Annotated in this window: 12 protein-coding genes; 10 read left to right on the top strand and 2 right to left on the bottom strand. The window is 68.8% G+C overall.

Annotation, left to right across the window (positions count from 1 at the left end; all coding sequences use genetic code 11):
- The first annotated feature begins 242 nt into the window (after window positions 1-242).
- Window positions 243-1,652 carry a sugar transferase gene (locus ADK36_RS32675; RefSeq protein ID WP_078916576.1) on the top strand — a complete coding sequence of 470 codons (1,410 nt, stop codon included), beginning with the start codon at window positions 243-245 and terminating at the stop codon, window positions 1,650-1,652.
- 2 nt (window positions 1,653-1,654) lie between these two features.
- Here the strand turns inward: ADK36_RS32675 and ADK36_RS32670 are convergent, their stop codons facing one another.
- Window positions 1,655-2,614 carry a GDP-L-fucose synthase family protein gene (locus ADK36_RS32670; protein WP_048585316.1) on the bottom strand — a complete coding sequence of 320 codons (960 nt, stop codon included), beginning with the start codon at window positions 2,612-2,614 and terminating at the stop codon, window positions 1,655-1,657.
- 105 nt (window positions 2,615-2,719) lie between these two features.
- Here ADK36_RS32670 and ADK36_RS32665 point away from each other — a divergent pair, with 105 nt between their 5' ends.
- The 4 genes from ADK36_RS32665 to gmd all read left to right on the top strand — a co-directional run bounded on the left by ADK36_RS32665 (window position 2,720) and on the right by gmd (window position 6,466).
- Window positions 2,720-3,241 (top strand): acetyltransferase, encoded by a 522-nt coding sequence (locus tag ADK36_RS32665; RefSeq protein WP_053200044.1) that lies wholly within the window; start codon window positions 2,720-2,722, stop codon window positions 3,239-3,241.
- The gene (locus ADK36_RS32660) at window positions 3,238-4,350 is read left to right on the top strand and encodes a glycosyltransferase (RefSeq protein ID WP_053200042.1); all 1,113 of its coding nucleotides are present in this window, start codon (window positions 3,238-3,240) and stop codon (window positions 4,348-4,350) included. The genes ADK36_RS32665 and ADK36_RS32660 overlap by 4 nt, the downstream gene beginning before the upstream one ends.
- Window positions 4,351-4,564: 214 nt before the next feature.
- A complete protein-coding gene (locus ADK36_RS32655) occupies window positions 4,565-5,266 on the top strand; it encodes a CDP-alcohol phosphatidyltransferase family protein (RefSeq protein WP_048585319.1) in 702 nt (233 codons plus the stop codon).
- A 159-nt stretch (window positions 5,267-5,425) separates the two neighbouring features.
- Window positions 5,426-6,466 (top strand): GDP-mannose 4,6-dehydratase, encoded by a 1,041-nt coding sequence (gene gmd, locus ADK36_RS32650; protein ID WP_048585320.1) that lies wholly within the window; start codon window positions 5,426-5,428, stop codon window positions 6,464-6,466.
- 4 nt (window positions 6,467-6,470) lie between these two features.
- On the opposite strand, the gene ADK36_RS32645 is transcribed toward gmd, so the two are convergent.
- A complete protein-coding gene (locus ADK36_RS32645; protein ID WP_053200040.1) occupies window positions 6,471-7,751 on the bottom strand; it encodes a glycosyltransferase in 1,281 nt (426 codons plus the stop codon).
- Between the two features lie 186 nt (window positions 7,752-7,937).
- On the opposite strand from ADK36_RS32645, the gene ADK36_RS32640 reads away from it, so the two are divergent.
- The 5 genes from ADK36_RS32640 to ADK36_RS32620 all read left to right on the top strand — a co-directional run bounded on the left by ADK36_RS32640 (window position 7,938) and on the right by ADK36_RS32620 (window position 14,602).
- Window positions 7,938-9,344, top strand: coding sequence for a hypothetical protein (locus ADK36_RS32640; protein ID WP_234329961.1), 1,407 nt, complete (start codon window positions 7,938-7,940; stop codon window positions 9,342-9,344).
- Window positions 9,341-10,948: a hypothetical protein gene (locus ADK36_RS32635; RefSeq protein ID WP_053200036.1), complete on the top strand. Its 1,608-nt coding sequence runs from the start codon at window positions 9,341-9,343 to the stop codon at window positions 10,946-10,948. The genes ADK36_RS32640 and ADK36_RS32635 overlap by 4 nt, the downstream gene beginning before the upstream one ends.
- Window positions 10,945-12,492, top strand: coding sequence for an oligosaccharide flippase family protein (locus ADK36_RS32630; protein ID WP_053200034.1), 1,548 nt, complete (start codon window positions 10,945-10,947; stop codon window positions 12,490-12,492). The genes ADK36_RS32635 and ADK36_RS32630 overlap by 4 nt, the downstream gene beginning before the upstream one ends.
- An 80-nt stretch (window positions 12,493-12,572) precedes the next feature.
- Window positions 12,573-14,117, top strand: coding sequence for a fibronectin type III domain-containing protein (locus ADK36_RS32625; RefSeq protein WP_234329960.1), 1,545 nt, complete (start codon window positions 12,573-12,575; stop codon window positions 14,115-14,117).
- Window positions 14,114-14,602, top strand: coding sequence for an adenylyltransferase/cytidyltransferase family protein (locus tag ADK36_RS32620; RefSeq protein ID WP_234329959.1), 489 nt, complete (start codon window positions 14,114-14,116; stop codon window positions 14,600-14,602). Before ADK36_RS32625 ends, ADK36_RS32620 begins: the two co-directional genes overlap by 4 nt.
- Window positions 14,603-15,082: the final 480 nt, after the last annotated feature.

Here is a 15,082-nt window from a genome sequence, read left to right as displayed (position 1 = left end):
CGAGTCGCAGAGCACCGGAAAGGCTGAGCGCCGACGTACCGCCACGCCTGCCAGTACGACATGCAAATAGGACATACATCTAAAAAAGATTGATATAACCCTCATGTGGGGCGTGCGCTGTTCCTTCGATGCAGCCGCGCCCCACGTCTTCGCCTAGGGCCGGGGTCACAGGGAGAACCATGCGGCAGTCCACCAGCGCGGTGTCAGGGCAGGCGGTTCCCCTCACACCGCACCGGTCAACCATGCGCAGGAGCACGGCGGACGGGTGGTACGTACCGGTCGCGATCGGTGCCGACGCCGTGGGGATGGCGCTCCCGACCGCGGTGGCCTTCTCCGTGGACGGGGCGGCCCGCCCCGTCCACCAGGCGGTGGTGATCGCGGTCGTCTGGGTGCTCGTGGGTCTCGCCGCCAGACGCTACGCGCCCTCGACCTGGGACGAGGGCGCCCCGGCCGGACCGGTGGTGCGGGACTGGCTGGTGCTGCTCGGCGCGCTGGCCGTGCTGCGTGCCGTGTCCGGGCTCGGTGACCCACCCGCAGCGGTTCTCGCCGCGCTGTGTCCGTCGTTGGCGGTCACCGTGCTGTGCCGCAAGGCGATCCACAGCCGCATCCTGGCCGTACGCCGACATGCCCGAGGGCTTCGACGCGTCCTCGTCATCGGTGAGGCCGGGGTCGTGGACGCCGTGGTCGGACAGCTCGCCGAGCGTACGGACCACGGGTACGTGGTGGTCGGGGCCTGCGTCCTGGGCGAGGGCGACGTGCTGTCCGGCGTGCCGGTGTCCGCCCGGCTGCGGGTCGGCACGCCGACCGCCGTGGACGAGGATGCCGGGCACGTGGCGGAAGCGGCCGAGGTGCTCGGCGCCGACCTCGTCTTCGTCGCCACGGACAGGCACATGTGCGGGGACCGGCTTCGGCGGTTGTCCTGGGCCCTGCACGACCGGGGCCGCCGGCTGATGGTGCTGCCCGGCGTCGTCGAAGTGGCGCGGCGCAGGGTCAGGATCACCTCGGCGGCCGGGCTCACCCTGCTGGACATCTCACCGCCGGCGCGCCGCGGCCTGCCCGCGCTGCTGAAGGCCGTCACGGACCGGGCGGGCTCGCTCGTCCTGCTCCTGGTGCTGGCGCCGCTGTTCGCCCTGCTGGCGTTCGCCGTGCGCATGACTTCTCCGGGGCCGGTCCTCTACCGCCAGACCCGTGTCGGCCGGAACGGTACGCCGTTCCCCATGTGGAAGTTCCGGACCATGGTCGTGGACGCGGACCGGATGAAGGGCGACCTCGCGGCGGCGAACGAGCACGACGGCCATATGTTCAAGCTGCGCCGGGATCCGCGGGTCACCTCCGCCGGGCGCTTTCTGCGCCGCTACTCGCTGGACGAGCTGCCTCAGTTGGCCAATGTCCTCCTCGGCCATATGTCGCTGGTGGGGCCCCGCCCGCCGCTGCCCGAGGAAGTCGCCCGCTACGACCAGGTCGAGATGCGCCGGCTGAGCGTCAAACCCGGTCTCACGGGAGTGTGGCAGGTGAGCGGACGGTCGGACCTGTCCTGGCACGAGACCGTCTCGCTCGATCTGCGGTACGTCGACAACTGGTCGTGGGCCTGGGACATGGCGGTCATGGCCCGCACGGTCCGTGCCGTGCTGGACGGACGTGGCGCTTACTGAGGTCAGACGCCGACCGCCGAGTGGGACTGCTCCGTGTTCAGCCATGACGCGTAGGTGGAGGCGATGCCATCTCGCAGCGCGATCCTTGGTTCCCAACCGAGCGCGGTCATACGGGAGATGTCCAGCAATTTGCGAGGCGTGCCGTCCGGCTTCGTCGTGTCGAAGGTGATCCGGCCCTGGTACCCGACGACCTCTCCGACGAGACAGGCCAGTTCGCGGATCGTCAGGTCGTCGCCACATCCGACGTTGACGGGCAGGTCGCCGTCGTAGCGGCGCAGCAACGTCACACAGGCGTCGGCGAGGTCGTCGACGTGCAGGAACTCCCGGCGGGGAGAGCCGCTTCCCCACAGGACCACCTCGTCGAGCCCGTCCCGCTCGGCCTCGTGGAAGCGGCGGATGAGAGCCGGCAGCACATGCGAGGACTCCGGATCGAAGTTGTCGCCCGGGCCGTAGAGATTGCTTGGCATCGCGCAGATGTACGCGGCCCCGTACTGCCGCCGGTAGGACTGCACTTGGGCAATGCCCGCGATCTTGGCAAGCGCGTACGGCTCGTTGGTCGGCTCAAGGGGGCCGGTGAGCAAGGCGTCCTCCCGGATCGGCTGCGGCGCGAGCCTCGGGTAGATGCAGGACGATCCCAGGAACAGCAGGCGCCGGACGCCGGCGGTGTACGCGGCGGAGATCACGCTCAGCTGGATCCGCAGGTTGTCCTCGATGAACTGCACCGGAGAAGTGCTGTTGGCCATGATGCCGCCCACCTTGGCCGCGGCGAGGACGACGGCGTCCGGCCGGGTGTCGCGCAGGAAGGCGGCCGTGGCGGTCGGGTCGCGAAGGTCCAGTGCGGACCGGGTCCGGGCGAGGACCTCGTGACCGTCGGCCGTCAGCCGGCGGGCCACGGCGGAGCCGACGAGCCCACGGTGACCGGCGACGTATACGCGGGCGGATGAGGGGAGTAGATCTTCCATGTGGCGTAGTTTGCACCAAATAGGCTCGTATATCCCACTTTATTCGATCTCTCCTTGGAAAATCAGCGAGGCAGTGCCACACGCGAGCTCAGGAGGACCACCGCCATGGACCGTTCCCTCCGGTGTTTCACGGGAGCTGGTTACGACAAGGGGCGTCCCCTGCTCGTTCAGGCAGCCTGGTTCGCCGTCCTCAACCTTGTCTTCGTCCGATGGTGGCTTCCCGCTCGTTGGCGACCGGCCCTGCTGCGAGCATTCGGTGCGCGCATCGGACAGCGCGTGCTGATCCGTCACCGGGTGCGGGTGCACTGGCCGTGGCGGCTGGAAGTCGGCGACGACGTGTGGATCGGCGAGGGCGCGTGGCTGCTGAACCTGGAACGGATCACGATCGGCAGCAACGTGTGCGTCTCACAGGAAGCGTTCTTGTGCACGGGGAGCCATCAACGTCGTAGCGCGGCCTTTGAGTTCGACAACGCTCCCATCTGCCTGGAGTCCGGAGCCTGGGTCGCGGCGCGGGCCGTCGTGCTGCGCGGCGTCACCGTCGGCCGAGGCGCGGTGGTGGGTGCCTCGGCTGTCGCCCGCCGTGATGTCGGTCCGGGCGCGGTCATCACGACGGGAGCCGCAGCATGAGACTCCTCCACGTAGTGACGCTGCTCAGTGACGACGGCGCGTACGGCGGCCCTACGAGTGTGGCCACCGGGCAACTTGAGGAGTGCGCCGCACGAGGCCACCAGGTCGAGCTCGTGGCCCTGTGGCGGGGCAGTTCCCCGGCACCGGCACGCATCGGCTCAGTGCCGCTGCGTACGCGCCCGGCGCGCTCCCTGCTCCCGGGGCGTTTCGCCGGGCTCATGCACCCGCTGCTCGTCAGGGACATGTGGCGCTCCATGCGCCGGGCCGATGTGGTGCACATCCACGCGGGGCGTGACCTCGTTTCCCTGACGGCGCTAGGCCTGGCCGTGTTGGGACGCAAGAAGTTCCTGACGCAGACGCACGGCATGGTGGAACCGCGTCGGAGGGCCGCCGTCAGGCTGTTCGACCGCGTGTATGTGCCGCTGCTCCGCCGGTCGCGCGGCTGCCTGGTCCTCACCGAGCGGGAGAGGCGGGCCGTGGCCGAGGTCGTCGGCCGGCAAGGCCCGCCGCTGCTGAGTCTCCCCAACGGTGTCCGGCCGCCCTCTGCCGGTACCGCGGAGTACCGGCAGCGCGAGCGAGAGGTGCTCTTCCTTGCCCGCCTGCACCCGCGCAAGCGTCCGGACGCCTTCGTCGAGATGGCCGCCCTGGTCCACCAGAAGGTGCCTGACGCACGGTTCACCCTGTATGGGCCGGACGAGGGATCGCTGCCGAGGGTGCGTCAACTCATCGCCGCGCACCGCCTTGAGGAAATCGTCTCCTACCGTGGCGCGCTAGGGCATGCGGAAGCCGTGAGCGCCTACGCGAAGGCGGCCGTGTACGTGCTGCCGAGCGTTGACGAGCCGTTCCCGATGACCGTGATCGAAGCCCTGTGCGCGGGCGCTCCCGTGGTGTGCACCGACACCTGCGGCATGGCGGACGAACTGGCACGCCGTGAGGCGGCGATCGTCACCGACGGCAGTCCCCGGGAGATGGCCGACGCGGTGTGCGGGGTGCTGGCCGACGGCACCAGGCGAGACGCCCTCGTGGAGGCGGGGCATCGCGCCGTCGCGGAGGCGTTCTCCGTCCACGCGGTGATGGATCGGCTGGAGGCGATCTATCGGGGCATGTGACCGAGGGACCGCCGCGAGGATCTTGCGGCCGTTCGGATGGATACCATGACAATCCCGCTGGTCGGATCAGGTGAAGCAGGCCGAGGCGCCTACGTTCTGGCCATGGGTTCCCTTCTCGGACGGTCGTCCATGTCCCGCCGCCGCGTCAGCCACGGAAAGGCGTCGACGAGAGCATGGGGTGATCCGTCCGCCCGCTCACGCACGAGGTCAGGGAATGGACTATTCCAGCACGCTGCGACATCTCTCCGAGGTGCAGAAACCCGCCCAGGGGGTTTCCGTCTACACACGGTTCGTCAACCGGCCGGCCGGCCGGCTGCTCGCGGCCGCGGCGTACCGTATCGGGCTCTCGCCCAACCATGTGACGACCGTCAGCGCCCTGATCACCTTTGCGGGCGTGTTCGCGACGGCTCTGCTCCCGCCTTCGAACGCGCTGGGACAGTGGGTCTCACTTGCGCTGCTTCTCGGCTTCGCGCTCGACTCGGCGGACGGTCAGCTGGCCCGGCTGCACCGGTCGACCAGCCTGTCCGGAGAGTGGCTGGACCATGTGGTGGACTGCGCGAAACTCCTGGGCATCCATGCGGCGCTGCTGATTTCCTTCTACCGCTTCTTCGACCTGCCACGTCCCGCGCTGCTGCTCCCGGTCATCTTCCAGTTCGCCGCTGTCCTGCTGTTCTTCGGAGGCATCCTCACCGAACAGCTGCGAAGGCGAAGAGGGGATGCGTCCGCCGGGCCGGCGCCCGCGCCGTCCGCTGTTCGTGGTGTGGCTCTGCTGCCCGTGGATTACGGCCTGTTGTGCCTGATCTTCGTTTTCCTGGGGAACCAGAAACTCTTCTTGGTGCTGTACGTCGCTCTGCTCGCGGTGCACGTGGTGTTCGTACCGGCATTCCTCGTCAAGTGGTTCCGGGAGCTCACCTGACGAAACAGGAACGCACGGGAACAGTCGGGCCGAGTCGCCGCGGTGCATCATTCCAAAAGCGGAAGTGATCATTAACATGGCGATGTGCTGGGGTGCCGGGCCGTGGAACAGGCGCATTCAGCGCACCTTTGCACACCCCCCGCCAGCCAAGGAGTGCGTGTGACTGTCAAGACAGCGCTCATCACCGGTATTACGGGCCAGGACGGCTCGTACCTCGCGGAGTTGCTTCTGGAAAAGGGCTACCGGGTGCACGGAATCATCCGCCGTGCCTCCACCTTCAACACCCAGCGGATCGACCACCTCTACCGAGATCCGCACGACCCCGACGCCCGCCTCTTCCTGCATTACGGCGACCTCACCGACGGGACCCGGCTGGCGAGTCTGCTGGAGCAGGTGCAGCCCGACGAGGTGTACCACCTTGCGGCCCAGTCGCATGTCCGGGTGTCGTTCGACGAACCCGAATTCACTGGGGACACCACCGGACTGGGTACGACGCGGCTGTTGGAAGCCATCCGGAGCACGAAACTTTCCTGCCGCTTCTACCAGGCTTCCAGCTCCGAGATGTTCGGCGCCGCACCGCCGCCCCAGAACGAACTCACTCCTTTTCAACCGCGCTCGCCCTATGGCGCCGCAAAGGTGTACGCGTACTGGATCACCCGCAATTACCGGGAGGCGTACGGGCTTTACGCGGTCAACGGCATTTTGTTCAACCACGAGTCCCCGCGCCGCGGCCCCACGTTCGTGACCCGCAAGGTGGCCGCGGCCGCCGCCCGGATCAAGGTCGGCCTGCAGGACGTGGTGCACCTCGGTAATCTCGAAGCCCGTCGGGACTGGGGCTACGCCGCCGAGTACGTCGAGGCGATGTGGTTGATGCTGCAGCAGGATGATCCGGACGACTACGTCATTGCCACGGGCACCAGCTACAGCGTGCGTGACTTCGTCGAGCACTGCTTCACTCATGTGGGCATCGACTGGCGCGACCACGTGCGCTTCGACGAGCGCTACCTGCGCCCGACAGAGGTCGACCACCTGGTCGGCGACGCCTCCAAGGCCGAGCGAGCCCTCGGATGGCGTCCGACGGTGCGCGCGCCGGAACTGGCCTGCCTGATGGTCGACGCCGAGCTCAGCGCCGTAGCGCACATCCGCCGGCCCGCGGAGCTGGCCACACTGCTCACCGCTCCCGGCGTGGCCCTGCGCTGACCTCTCACCGCGCGTCCGAGGCGGGTCGGGCTTCCGGCTCTCTCGCAGAGTGGGCCAGCGCCTCGGACACTACTGCGGTGATCCGGCCCAGTCCGGCCTCCGGGCTCAACCGTTCCCGGACGTAGGCGGGACCGCGTGCGCCGAGCGCGGCCGATCGGTCGGGATCCCGCATCAGTTCCACGACAGAGCCGTGCAGCGCGACCGGATCCTCCGCGCGGACGAGTACTCCGGCACCGGACCTGCGTACCTCCTGGGCCGTGCCGCCCTGTGAGGCCACCGAGGCGACGGTGGGCCGCCCGCTCGCGAAATATGAGGTCAGCTTGGAGGGCAGGCTCATGTCGCCCACGGACGCCCGCTGGGTGAGCGCGAGGAGGTCCGCCGCGGCCAGTACGTCGGGGAAGTCTGCGTGGGCCGCGGGCGGGAGAAAGTGCAAGTTCGGCAGATCGGCAGCGAGATGCTCCAGGTGTCTGCGCTGGCTGCCGTCGCCCATGAGGACGATGCGTAGGCGCGGGGTGTCGCGGTGCGCGATGCGGGCCGTCTCGACCAGGATCTCCAGCCCCTGCTTCAGGCCCATGTTCCCCGCATGCAGCAGGACGAACTCCTCGTCACGCCAGCCGAGTCGCGCTCGTACCGCTCGGCGGTCGCCAGTAGGAGGCGTCACATGGCTCCAGTTGGGGACCACCCTGACGCGCGAGCCAGGCACACCCATGGCGGTGACACGGTCCACGAACGACTCGTGCACCACGCCGATCAGGGCGGCCGTGCGCAGGATTCTCGACTCCACTCCGGCCACGACCGATGCCACGCGGCCGCCGCCCCTGATCCCGCTCTGCGCGGCTGCCGCGCTCATGAGGTCCTGCACCACGACCACATGCGGCACCCGGTGGCGACGGGCGATCCGGCCGCCGATCACGCCCCCCGCGAGGGTGGGCATCTGACTCAGCACCAGGTCCGGCCGTGCGGCTGGTGGCCGGATCGAGCCATGCGCCAGGAAGCCGGCCTCGTAGGCCGCCCTGAGCAGCGCGGTCTGACGCGTGGGAACGAAGCTGCGGCGGCGATGGACCCGGACACCTCCCCGGCTCTCCACCATGCGCCAGCGTCCACGGTAGTCGGCGTGCACCCGCCAGCCCGGATAGTGCGGCATCCCCGTCAGGACGTCGACGTCAGCGCCGCTGGCGGCGAGGTGTTCCGCGGTCAGAGTCGCGTAGGGGGCGATTCCGGCGTGCTCGGGGGCGTAGTTGGTCGACACCAGGAGGACGCGGCAGCCGGAAAACATATCGGTCATTTAAATAAAATACGACACACGTACAGGGATTCCCCGAAAGAAACGCCCGGCAATATCGCCTGATATGTTCCGGGTCTGGGCTATAAATCGATTGCTGTTGATTCATTCAATGATGGCATCGATGAGGGGATACAGGTGCGGGACAGCCGGGTCCGTTGCATGGCTGCGGTATGCGTCTGGTCCTTGGTGCTCGTCGTCCTTCTGCCGGCGCTGATCCTTCAGTCCATCGATACGCGATTCGGGGCGGCTCTCGCCGTGCAGTGCGTCGTTGTGGTGCACGCCGGAGGGGGACTCACCAGAGTGCTCACCGATGCGTCGGTGCGTCTCGTCGCTTTCGGGTTCTGGCTCTTCGCCTATGTGTGGCTCGGACTGGCGCCGCTCGCGATGCTCGCCACCAATTCCTACCCGCTTGAATACCGCACCGGTGAGACGACCGCGTTCGCGGCCGCAACGCTGACCGAACTCGGGCTCCTCGCCTACAGCGCGGGGGCGGCACTTTCCGCCGGACGCAACGGCGGCAGCTCGGTCGTGTTCGCGCCACTGCTGTCCCGCAGACTCTCGCCGCTGCCCGTACTCCTGCTGTGCGGCCTGTCGCTCGCCCTCGCGGCCGTGTTGATTCCCGGGCAGGAAGGCGGGCTGCGAGCCTTCTTCACCAGCAGGCAGGCTCTCTGGCAGTCGCGTGCCGAAGCGGACGCCACCCATGCGCTGCGCATCTGGGCCCTCGCCGTACCCGCCTTCTGGGCCCTTGCGGCTCTGGTCCAGCTGCCCCGCCCGCCCCAAAGGGGCCGGCTGCTGCGGGCGATCCATTGGGCAGTGCTCCCGAGCCTCCTCGTGCTTAACGTGATCGTCAACAACCCGATCAGCAGGCCGCGTTTCTGGGCCGGCACCGTCCTTCTGGTTCTGCTTTTCTCCTGGCGTCGCTTCAGCACCCCGCGAGCCTTTCGCGTCGCCGCCGCAGCGATCACCGCCGTGGTTCTGTTCGCTTTCCCGTACAGCGACTACTTCCGCTACGACGAACGTGAAGCGGTGCAAGTCGTGCCGCTGGCAGAGCAGTTCAGCACCAGCATGGACTACGACGCATTTCAGCAAATGCAGACCGGCATCGACTATGTGCAGGAAAACGGCTTCTCACCGTCGGCGGTGCTTGGCCTCATCCTGTTCATGGTGCCCCGCTCCATGTGGCCCGAAAAACCACAGGCCACGGGTATCGAACTCGCCCAGTATGCGGGATACGAATTCCACAACCTTTCAGCTCCGCTGTGGATCGAGAGCTACTTGTGGGGCGGTGCTCCGTGTGTCGTCGCGGTCTTCTGTCTGCTGGGCGCGGCAGGACGGCGGATGGACGATGTCCGGGAGAGGCTGCGGCACCGCCGGCGCACGTTGGCGGTACTCCTGGTCCCCGCCTTCGCCTTTTATCAGCTGATCTTCCTGCGCGGCAGCCTCATGGCGATCGTCGGGCCCCTGCTCCTGCTCCTGACCGTGCCGCTCCTCATCACCAGCCGCGCCGCCGGGCCGTCCCGGTCGCCGGCACCGGGGCGGCAGCCCAAGACGACGAGCCACGCACTCATCCCCGGACACAGGAGGCATTCGTGACCAGCCCCGCCGGCCTCGACGATCGATACGACGACTCCGACCGGCTTCGCGACCAGGTGCGCCTGCTGCTCAGGTATCGTGCGACCATCGTGCTGGGCGTGCTCCTCGGGCTGCTCGGCGGACTGCTCCTGGTCCTGCTGCGCGCGGGCCACTACACCTCCACCAGCGAGGTGCTCGTCCGCCCGCGCACGGACCCCTTCAGTACGTCCGCGGTGCCCGTCGACAATCAACTGAGCATGGGCACGGAGCGGCAGATCGCGCTCAGCGCGACGGTCGCGGCACGGGCGGCGACGGCATTGCGGCGATCCTCTCGCGCCGATGCGCTGCTGACGGACCTGCGCGTGACGAATCCCGTGGACACCCAGATGCTCCGGTTCGAGTACACGTCGGGCACGGCGAAGGACGCGGCCCGGGTGAGCAACGCGTTCGCGGAGGCATACCTCGCTGATCGCCAGGACCGGTCCAAGTCCATGATCACGCGGATGATCGCCGGGCTGGAGCTTCAGCTCACACAGCTCACCAAACGCATCAGCGCGAAGAAGTCCGCTGGGTCCGCCGTCGGCACGACAGGCGTTCAGCAACAGATCGGCATTCTGCAGAAGCGTGTCTCGGACATCAGGGCGTACGACACCTCCGGTGGCGACATCGTCCGCCGAGCCGTGCCCTCGACGAGGCCCTCGGGACCAGGCCCCGCCTGGCTCATCGCGCTCGGCCTCATCGGTGGTCTCGTCCTGGGGGTCGTACTCGCCTGGCTGCGAGCCGCCCTCGAACCACGAGCACGTTCGGTCGCCGAGGTCCAAGGAGCGCTCGGCGCTCCGGTGCTGGGCATTCTCCCGGCCCTCGGCACCGACGGCGAACTGCTGGAGGTCGGCCGGGCCGACGGCGGCCGCGCGGAGACCTACCGCACACTCGCCCTCCGCCTGCGGGGCGGCGACGGCCGTACGGCCGTGGGCACGCTCATGGTCGTGGCGCTGAGGCAGGAACGCTGCGCCGTCGCCGTCGCCGTGAACGTTGCCGCGGCCCTCGCCGAGTCCGGGGACGACGTACGAGTCGTGGACGCCACCGCGCGCACACCCGGCCTGGCGGCACGACTGCCGTTGTCGGCCGGCGACTCCGCGTCGGCCGATGTCCCCGAGGGCGGTGTGGTCGTCGACGCGGGTACTGCCGGGCACTTCACGCTCTGCGCCGCAGACCGTGGCACCTCCGGCGACGACGGACCGACGGTCCCGACGGCGGCGCGCGCCCTGCTGTGCGCTGGTTCCGGGACGACGCTCTTCCTGACCCGCTCCCCGCTGGAACATGCCGACGCTCTCGCGCTCACCCAACGCGTGGACGGCGTTCTCGTGGTGGGCGCTCTGGATGACATCAGGCGCGACGACCTCAAGCGCGTGCGGGAGCTGGTCGGCTGCTCGGGAGGGAACATCGTGGGCGCGGCGCTCCACAACGGCCCACAGCGCAGCTTGCTCCGGCGTGTCGTCGACATTGGCCTGCTGCGCCGCACGAGGGAGCGGAATGTGTCCACGGCCTCGTCCGCGCCGGTCGGTCACACCGTGGAGCAGCCGACCGCTCCAGTGCCGGACGACACGCTCAGCGCCTCCCGGTGAGCGCCTCCGGTACCGCTGTCCCCGCCACCGGCGGGTCGACCGCCAGGTGCGGGGTCGCCGCCACCGCGCGCGGCGGGTGGTGGGGCTTTCTCGGCTCAACGGTCAACGCGGTCTTCGGCTACGCCCTGGTCGCCCTGGTCACCCGCGCGCTCGGGGCGTACGGGGCGGGAGCGGTGTTCACCGGTGTCGCGGCCTTCACCATCCTCTGCAACACCTGCAAGCTCGGCGCCGACACCGGGTTGGTGCGCTTCGTCTCGGGTGACCTGGCCACCACCGGTGGCCGCAAGGTGGGAGCACTGCTGCGCAGCGCGGTCCTGCCAGGGGCCGTGGCGAGTACCGCGGCCGCTGCGCTGCTGTTCCTGTCGCCCTGGACGGCCACGTCGCTGCTGCCGAATCTCGCCCCGGACGACGCGGTGACCCTGGTCCGGCTGTTCGCCGTGTTCCTCCCTTTGGCCACCGTCACCCTTGTCCTGCTCGGCGCCACCCAGGGCTATGGCACCGTGATTCCGTTCGTCGGTGTCGAGCAGATCGGCAAACCGGTACTGCGCGTGCTGATCGCCGTACCCGTCGTGCTGCTCGCTCCGGGCGTGCTGAGCCTGGCCGCGGCCTGGCTCGTGCCTTCCCTGGCCGGCTCCGTCATCGCCTGGCTCGCACTGTGCAGGTGCCGTCGCGGGTCGAGTCCGGGCCGCACGTCCGGACCGGAAACGGCCGCCGCCCGGCGGGGGTTCTGGGCGTTCGCCGCGCCGCGGGCGGTCTCCTCCGTCTTCGACATCAGCGCGGTCTGGGTGGGCGTCGTCCTGCTGTCCTGCCTGGCGACGAGCGAAGAGGCGGGCATCTACACGGCTGTGGGCCGTGTGGTCATCGCGGCGACGCTGCTCCAACTCGCCATCCGGCTGGCCGTCGCTCCGGAGATCAGCCGGCTCCTCGCCGTGGGCGACATCCCGCAGGCCCGCCATCTGTACCGGGTCTCGACGCGCTGGATCGTCCTGTTCTCCTGGCCGCTGCTCGTTCTGCTCACCGGTTTCCCGGGCACCGTCCTGTCCTTGTTCGGGCCGGAGTTCGAGCAGGGGGCGGATGCGCTGGTGGTGCTCTGTGTCGCATCGGCGGTCAACGTGGGGGTGGGAAACGCCCAGACCGTGCTGCTCATGGCAGGTAAGAGTTCCTGGCATCTGGCGATCACCGGCGTAGCGTTCACGGTGCAGCTGACGGTCGGCCTCCTCGCCGTCCCCAGGCTGGGCGTCCTCGGAGCCGCACTGTCCTGGGGGGCTGCGACCGTCGTCGAGAATCTGGTCGCCGCTGCGTTGGTGCGGCGGCATCCGGGCTTCACGATCATCGACAGCGGATACCTCATGGCCACGGTCATCGGCCTGTGTCTCACGGTGCCGCTGGTCCTTCCCGCCAGGCTACTGGCAGGTGACACGACCATCGGACTTGCCGTCGCAATCACCATGGGATTTTTCGTATTCGGTATAAGTTTGTGGCGATTTCGCACACCCCTGGGAGTACATGAACTCGTCGGTGTGCTGCGCGAACGCGCCACTTGAGGCCGTCTCAGAACCGAGACCGCCCCACCCTCTCCCCTCCCTCCACTCGTACTTGCTGCAACCAGGGATGTTCCATGCGCATGAGAAAAAGCACGAAGAGGGGGGCCACCACGGCCTCGGCTGTGGCCCTCCTCGCGGCTGCCTCGCTCATCACCGCTTCCGCCTCAGCAGCCGAGGGCGGCAAAAAGACCCTGACCGCCGACACGTTGGCGACCTGGCAGACCGACGGCATCGTCTGGTCGATCGAGTACGCGGGCGGTGTCGTGTACGTCGGGGGGACCTTCGACAAGGTCCGTCCTCCGGGCGCGAAGCCGGGCCAACGGGAGGTCGCGCGGAAGAACTTCGCCGCGTTCGACGCCAGGACCGGCAGACTGCTGCCGTGTGCCCAGCCCTTCTCCGGTGCCTTCAACACCGTACGGGCGCTGAAGGCGTCACAGGACGGCAAAGTGCTGTACATCGGCGGCTCGTTCCGCAAGGCCGGCAAGGCCAGAGCGTCCGGTGCCGCCGCGCTCAACACGGCCAACTGCACGCTGCGCAAGGGATTCCGCCCGGCCATGTCGTCGTTCGTCCGGGCCATCGAGGTCACGGACGGCGCGATCTATCTCGGGGGCGATTTCACCACCGTCAACGGCAAGAAGAGGCAGCGCATCGCGGCGGTCACCCCCGAGGGCTCGCTACTGCCGTTCAAGGCGCAGATCGACGCTCCCGTCCGGGCCATCCTCGCCGCGCCCGAATTCGGCAAACTCATCGTCGGCGGCGACTTCCTGGAGGTCAACGACGAGTTCGAGTTCAAGCTCGTCGCCCTGCGTCCCGCCACCGGCACGACCGTGACCTCGTACCCGGACTGGCTGCCGCCGAGATCGCGGGTGAAGGCGCTGGTACGCGACGCGGCCAACTTCTATGTCGCGGCCGAGGGCAGGGGCACCGGCATCTTCGACGGCCGCATCGCCGGCCGCCTCGGCAACGGCGAGATGGTGTGGAAGGACACCTGCCTGGGCGCCACCCAGGCCCTCGCCGTGCACAACGGCGTTCTCTACAGCGGGTCCCACGCCCACAACTGCATGGACACACCGGGCGGCTTCGCCGAAGGCAACTTCCGCCAGCACTTCCTCGCCCAGTCCATCCGTGACCGGCACATCCTGCACTGGTTCCCCGACACGGACGGCGGGACCGGCGAGGGCAACGGCCCCCGCGCGCTGAAGATGGCGGGCGGGACCCTCTGGGCGGGCGGTGAGTTCACCACGGTCAACGACAGGCCGCAGCAGAGCCTGACCCGCTTCTCGGCCGGGCCCGACCGGGGCGCCCCGCAGGAGCCGCCCCAGCTGCGGGCCTCAGCGTCGCGCACCGGCCGGGTCACGCTCACCTGGCGTGCCGCGTGGGACCGGGACAACGCGGAGCTGAAGTACCTGATCTACCGGGACGGCAAGCTCGTGGCCTCGCCGACGCGGCGGTCCGCGGAGTGGAACCGCCCCACGATGACGTACACGGACACCGTCACACCCGGCTCCAGCCATCGCTACCGGATCGCCGTCACCGACGGCCGGAACGCCTCGGCCAGGTCGAAGGCGGTCGTGGTCACCGCGGTCACCGCGGCCGCCGCGGAGCGTACGAAGGCAAGGCGTTGATGGGAGAACGTCTCGGCTACGCGCCGGGGGTCTTCGACCTCTTCCACGTGGGCCATCTGAACATCCTGCGCCGGGCGCGCGGGCACTGCGACCGGCTGGTGGCCGGGGTCTGCTCCGACGAACTCGTGGTGCGCCTGAAAGGCAGACCGCCCGTCGTACCGCTCGCCGAGCGGCTCCAGATCGTCCGCAGTGTGCGCTATGTGGACGAGACCTTCGTCGCGACCGTGGACGACAAGATCCAGATCTGGAAGGAGGTCGGTTTCGACGTCATCTTCAAGGGTGACGACTGGCTCGGCACGGACGTCTGGACGACGCTCGAAGCCGAATTCGCGCGGGTCGGGGTGAAGGTCCTCTACTTCCCCTACACCGTGCACACCTCCAGCACGCTGCTACGGGACGCACTCCGCCTCCTCGGCGAGCAGAGTCCCTCCGAGCCGCCCCCGGGCCAGCTCGCGGGACCCCGTCCGAGCGGGACAGGGAGCTGACACACGCCTGCCCCCGGATGCCGGCACGCCCGGCGGGTCTCCTGAGCCGGACCCGCCGGGCCGAGCCGACGGTGGCAGGCGCCGTACGGTCCGCGGATCAGGGGGCGCGTGCCCGGTCGGGGCCAGGGCGGGGGCGCTCGGGTTTGACCTACGTCACCCTCGGGGTATTCTCTCCGGCTCGATTGGCCAGCCCCCTGCCCCATATGGCAGACTGTCCGAGTTGCTCGGTCGAGTGTTGATGCTGCGCGCCTCCCGCCGGGAGGACCGGAAGCGAGTCCCACAGTACTCGTCGCCCTAACTGCCACACGGCAGCGCTGGGGCGGACGTACGGGAATCTTTCGGGAAGTGTCAGTGCGGCACCGGCCAGGCACCCGGTGGGCCTTCCGCCCCCGGCTTGCGGTTCCGGAAGGGCCGTGCTCCCAGACAAGGGATGTTCGAACAAGGGGCATCTGTGTCAGCGAGAGCGCGACACGCCCGACC

The organism is Streptomyces viridochromogenes, assembly GCF_001270495.1.
Taxonomy (GTDB): domain Bacteria; phylum Actinomycetota; class Actinomycetes; order Streptomycetales; family Streptomycetaceae; genus Streptomyces; species Streptomyces viridochromogenes_A.
This window is presented reverse-complemented; position numbering and strand designations above follow the sequence as displayed.

Coding starts and splice junctions, on each gene's coding strand:
- ADK36_RS32675 (WP_078916576.1), top strand. CDS start 243: ATGCGCAGGAGCACGGCGGACGGGTGGTACGTACCGGTCGCGATCGGT.
- ADK36_RS32655 (WP_048585319.1), top strand. CDS start 4,565: ATGGACTATTCCAGCACGCTGCGACATCTCTCCGAGGTGCAGAAACCC.
- ADK36_RS32625 (WP_234329960.1), top strand. CDS start 12,573: ATGAGAAAAAGCACGAAGAGGGGGGCCACCACGGCCTCGGCTGTGGCC.
- ADK36_RS32670 (WP_048585316.1), bottom strand. CDS start 2,614: ATGGAAGATCTACTCCCCTCATCCGCCCGCGTATACGTCGCCGGTCAC.
- ADK36_RS32665 (WP_053200044.1), top strand. CDS start 2,720: ATGGACCGTTCCCTCCGGTGTTTCACGGGAGCTGGTTACGACAAGGGG.
- ADK36_RS32645 (WP_053200040.1), bottom strand. CDS start 7,751: ATGACCGATATGTTTTCCGGCTGCCGCGTCCTCCTGGTGTCGACCAAC.
- ADK36_RS32660 (WP_053200042.1), top strand. CDS start 3,238: ATGAGACTCCTCCACGTAGTGACGCTGCTCAGTGACGACGGCGCGTAC.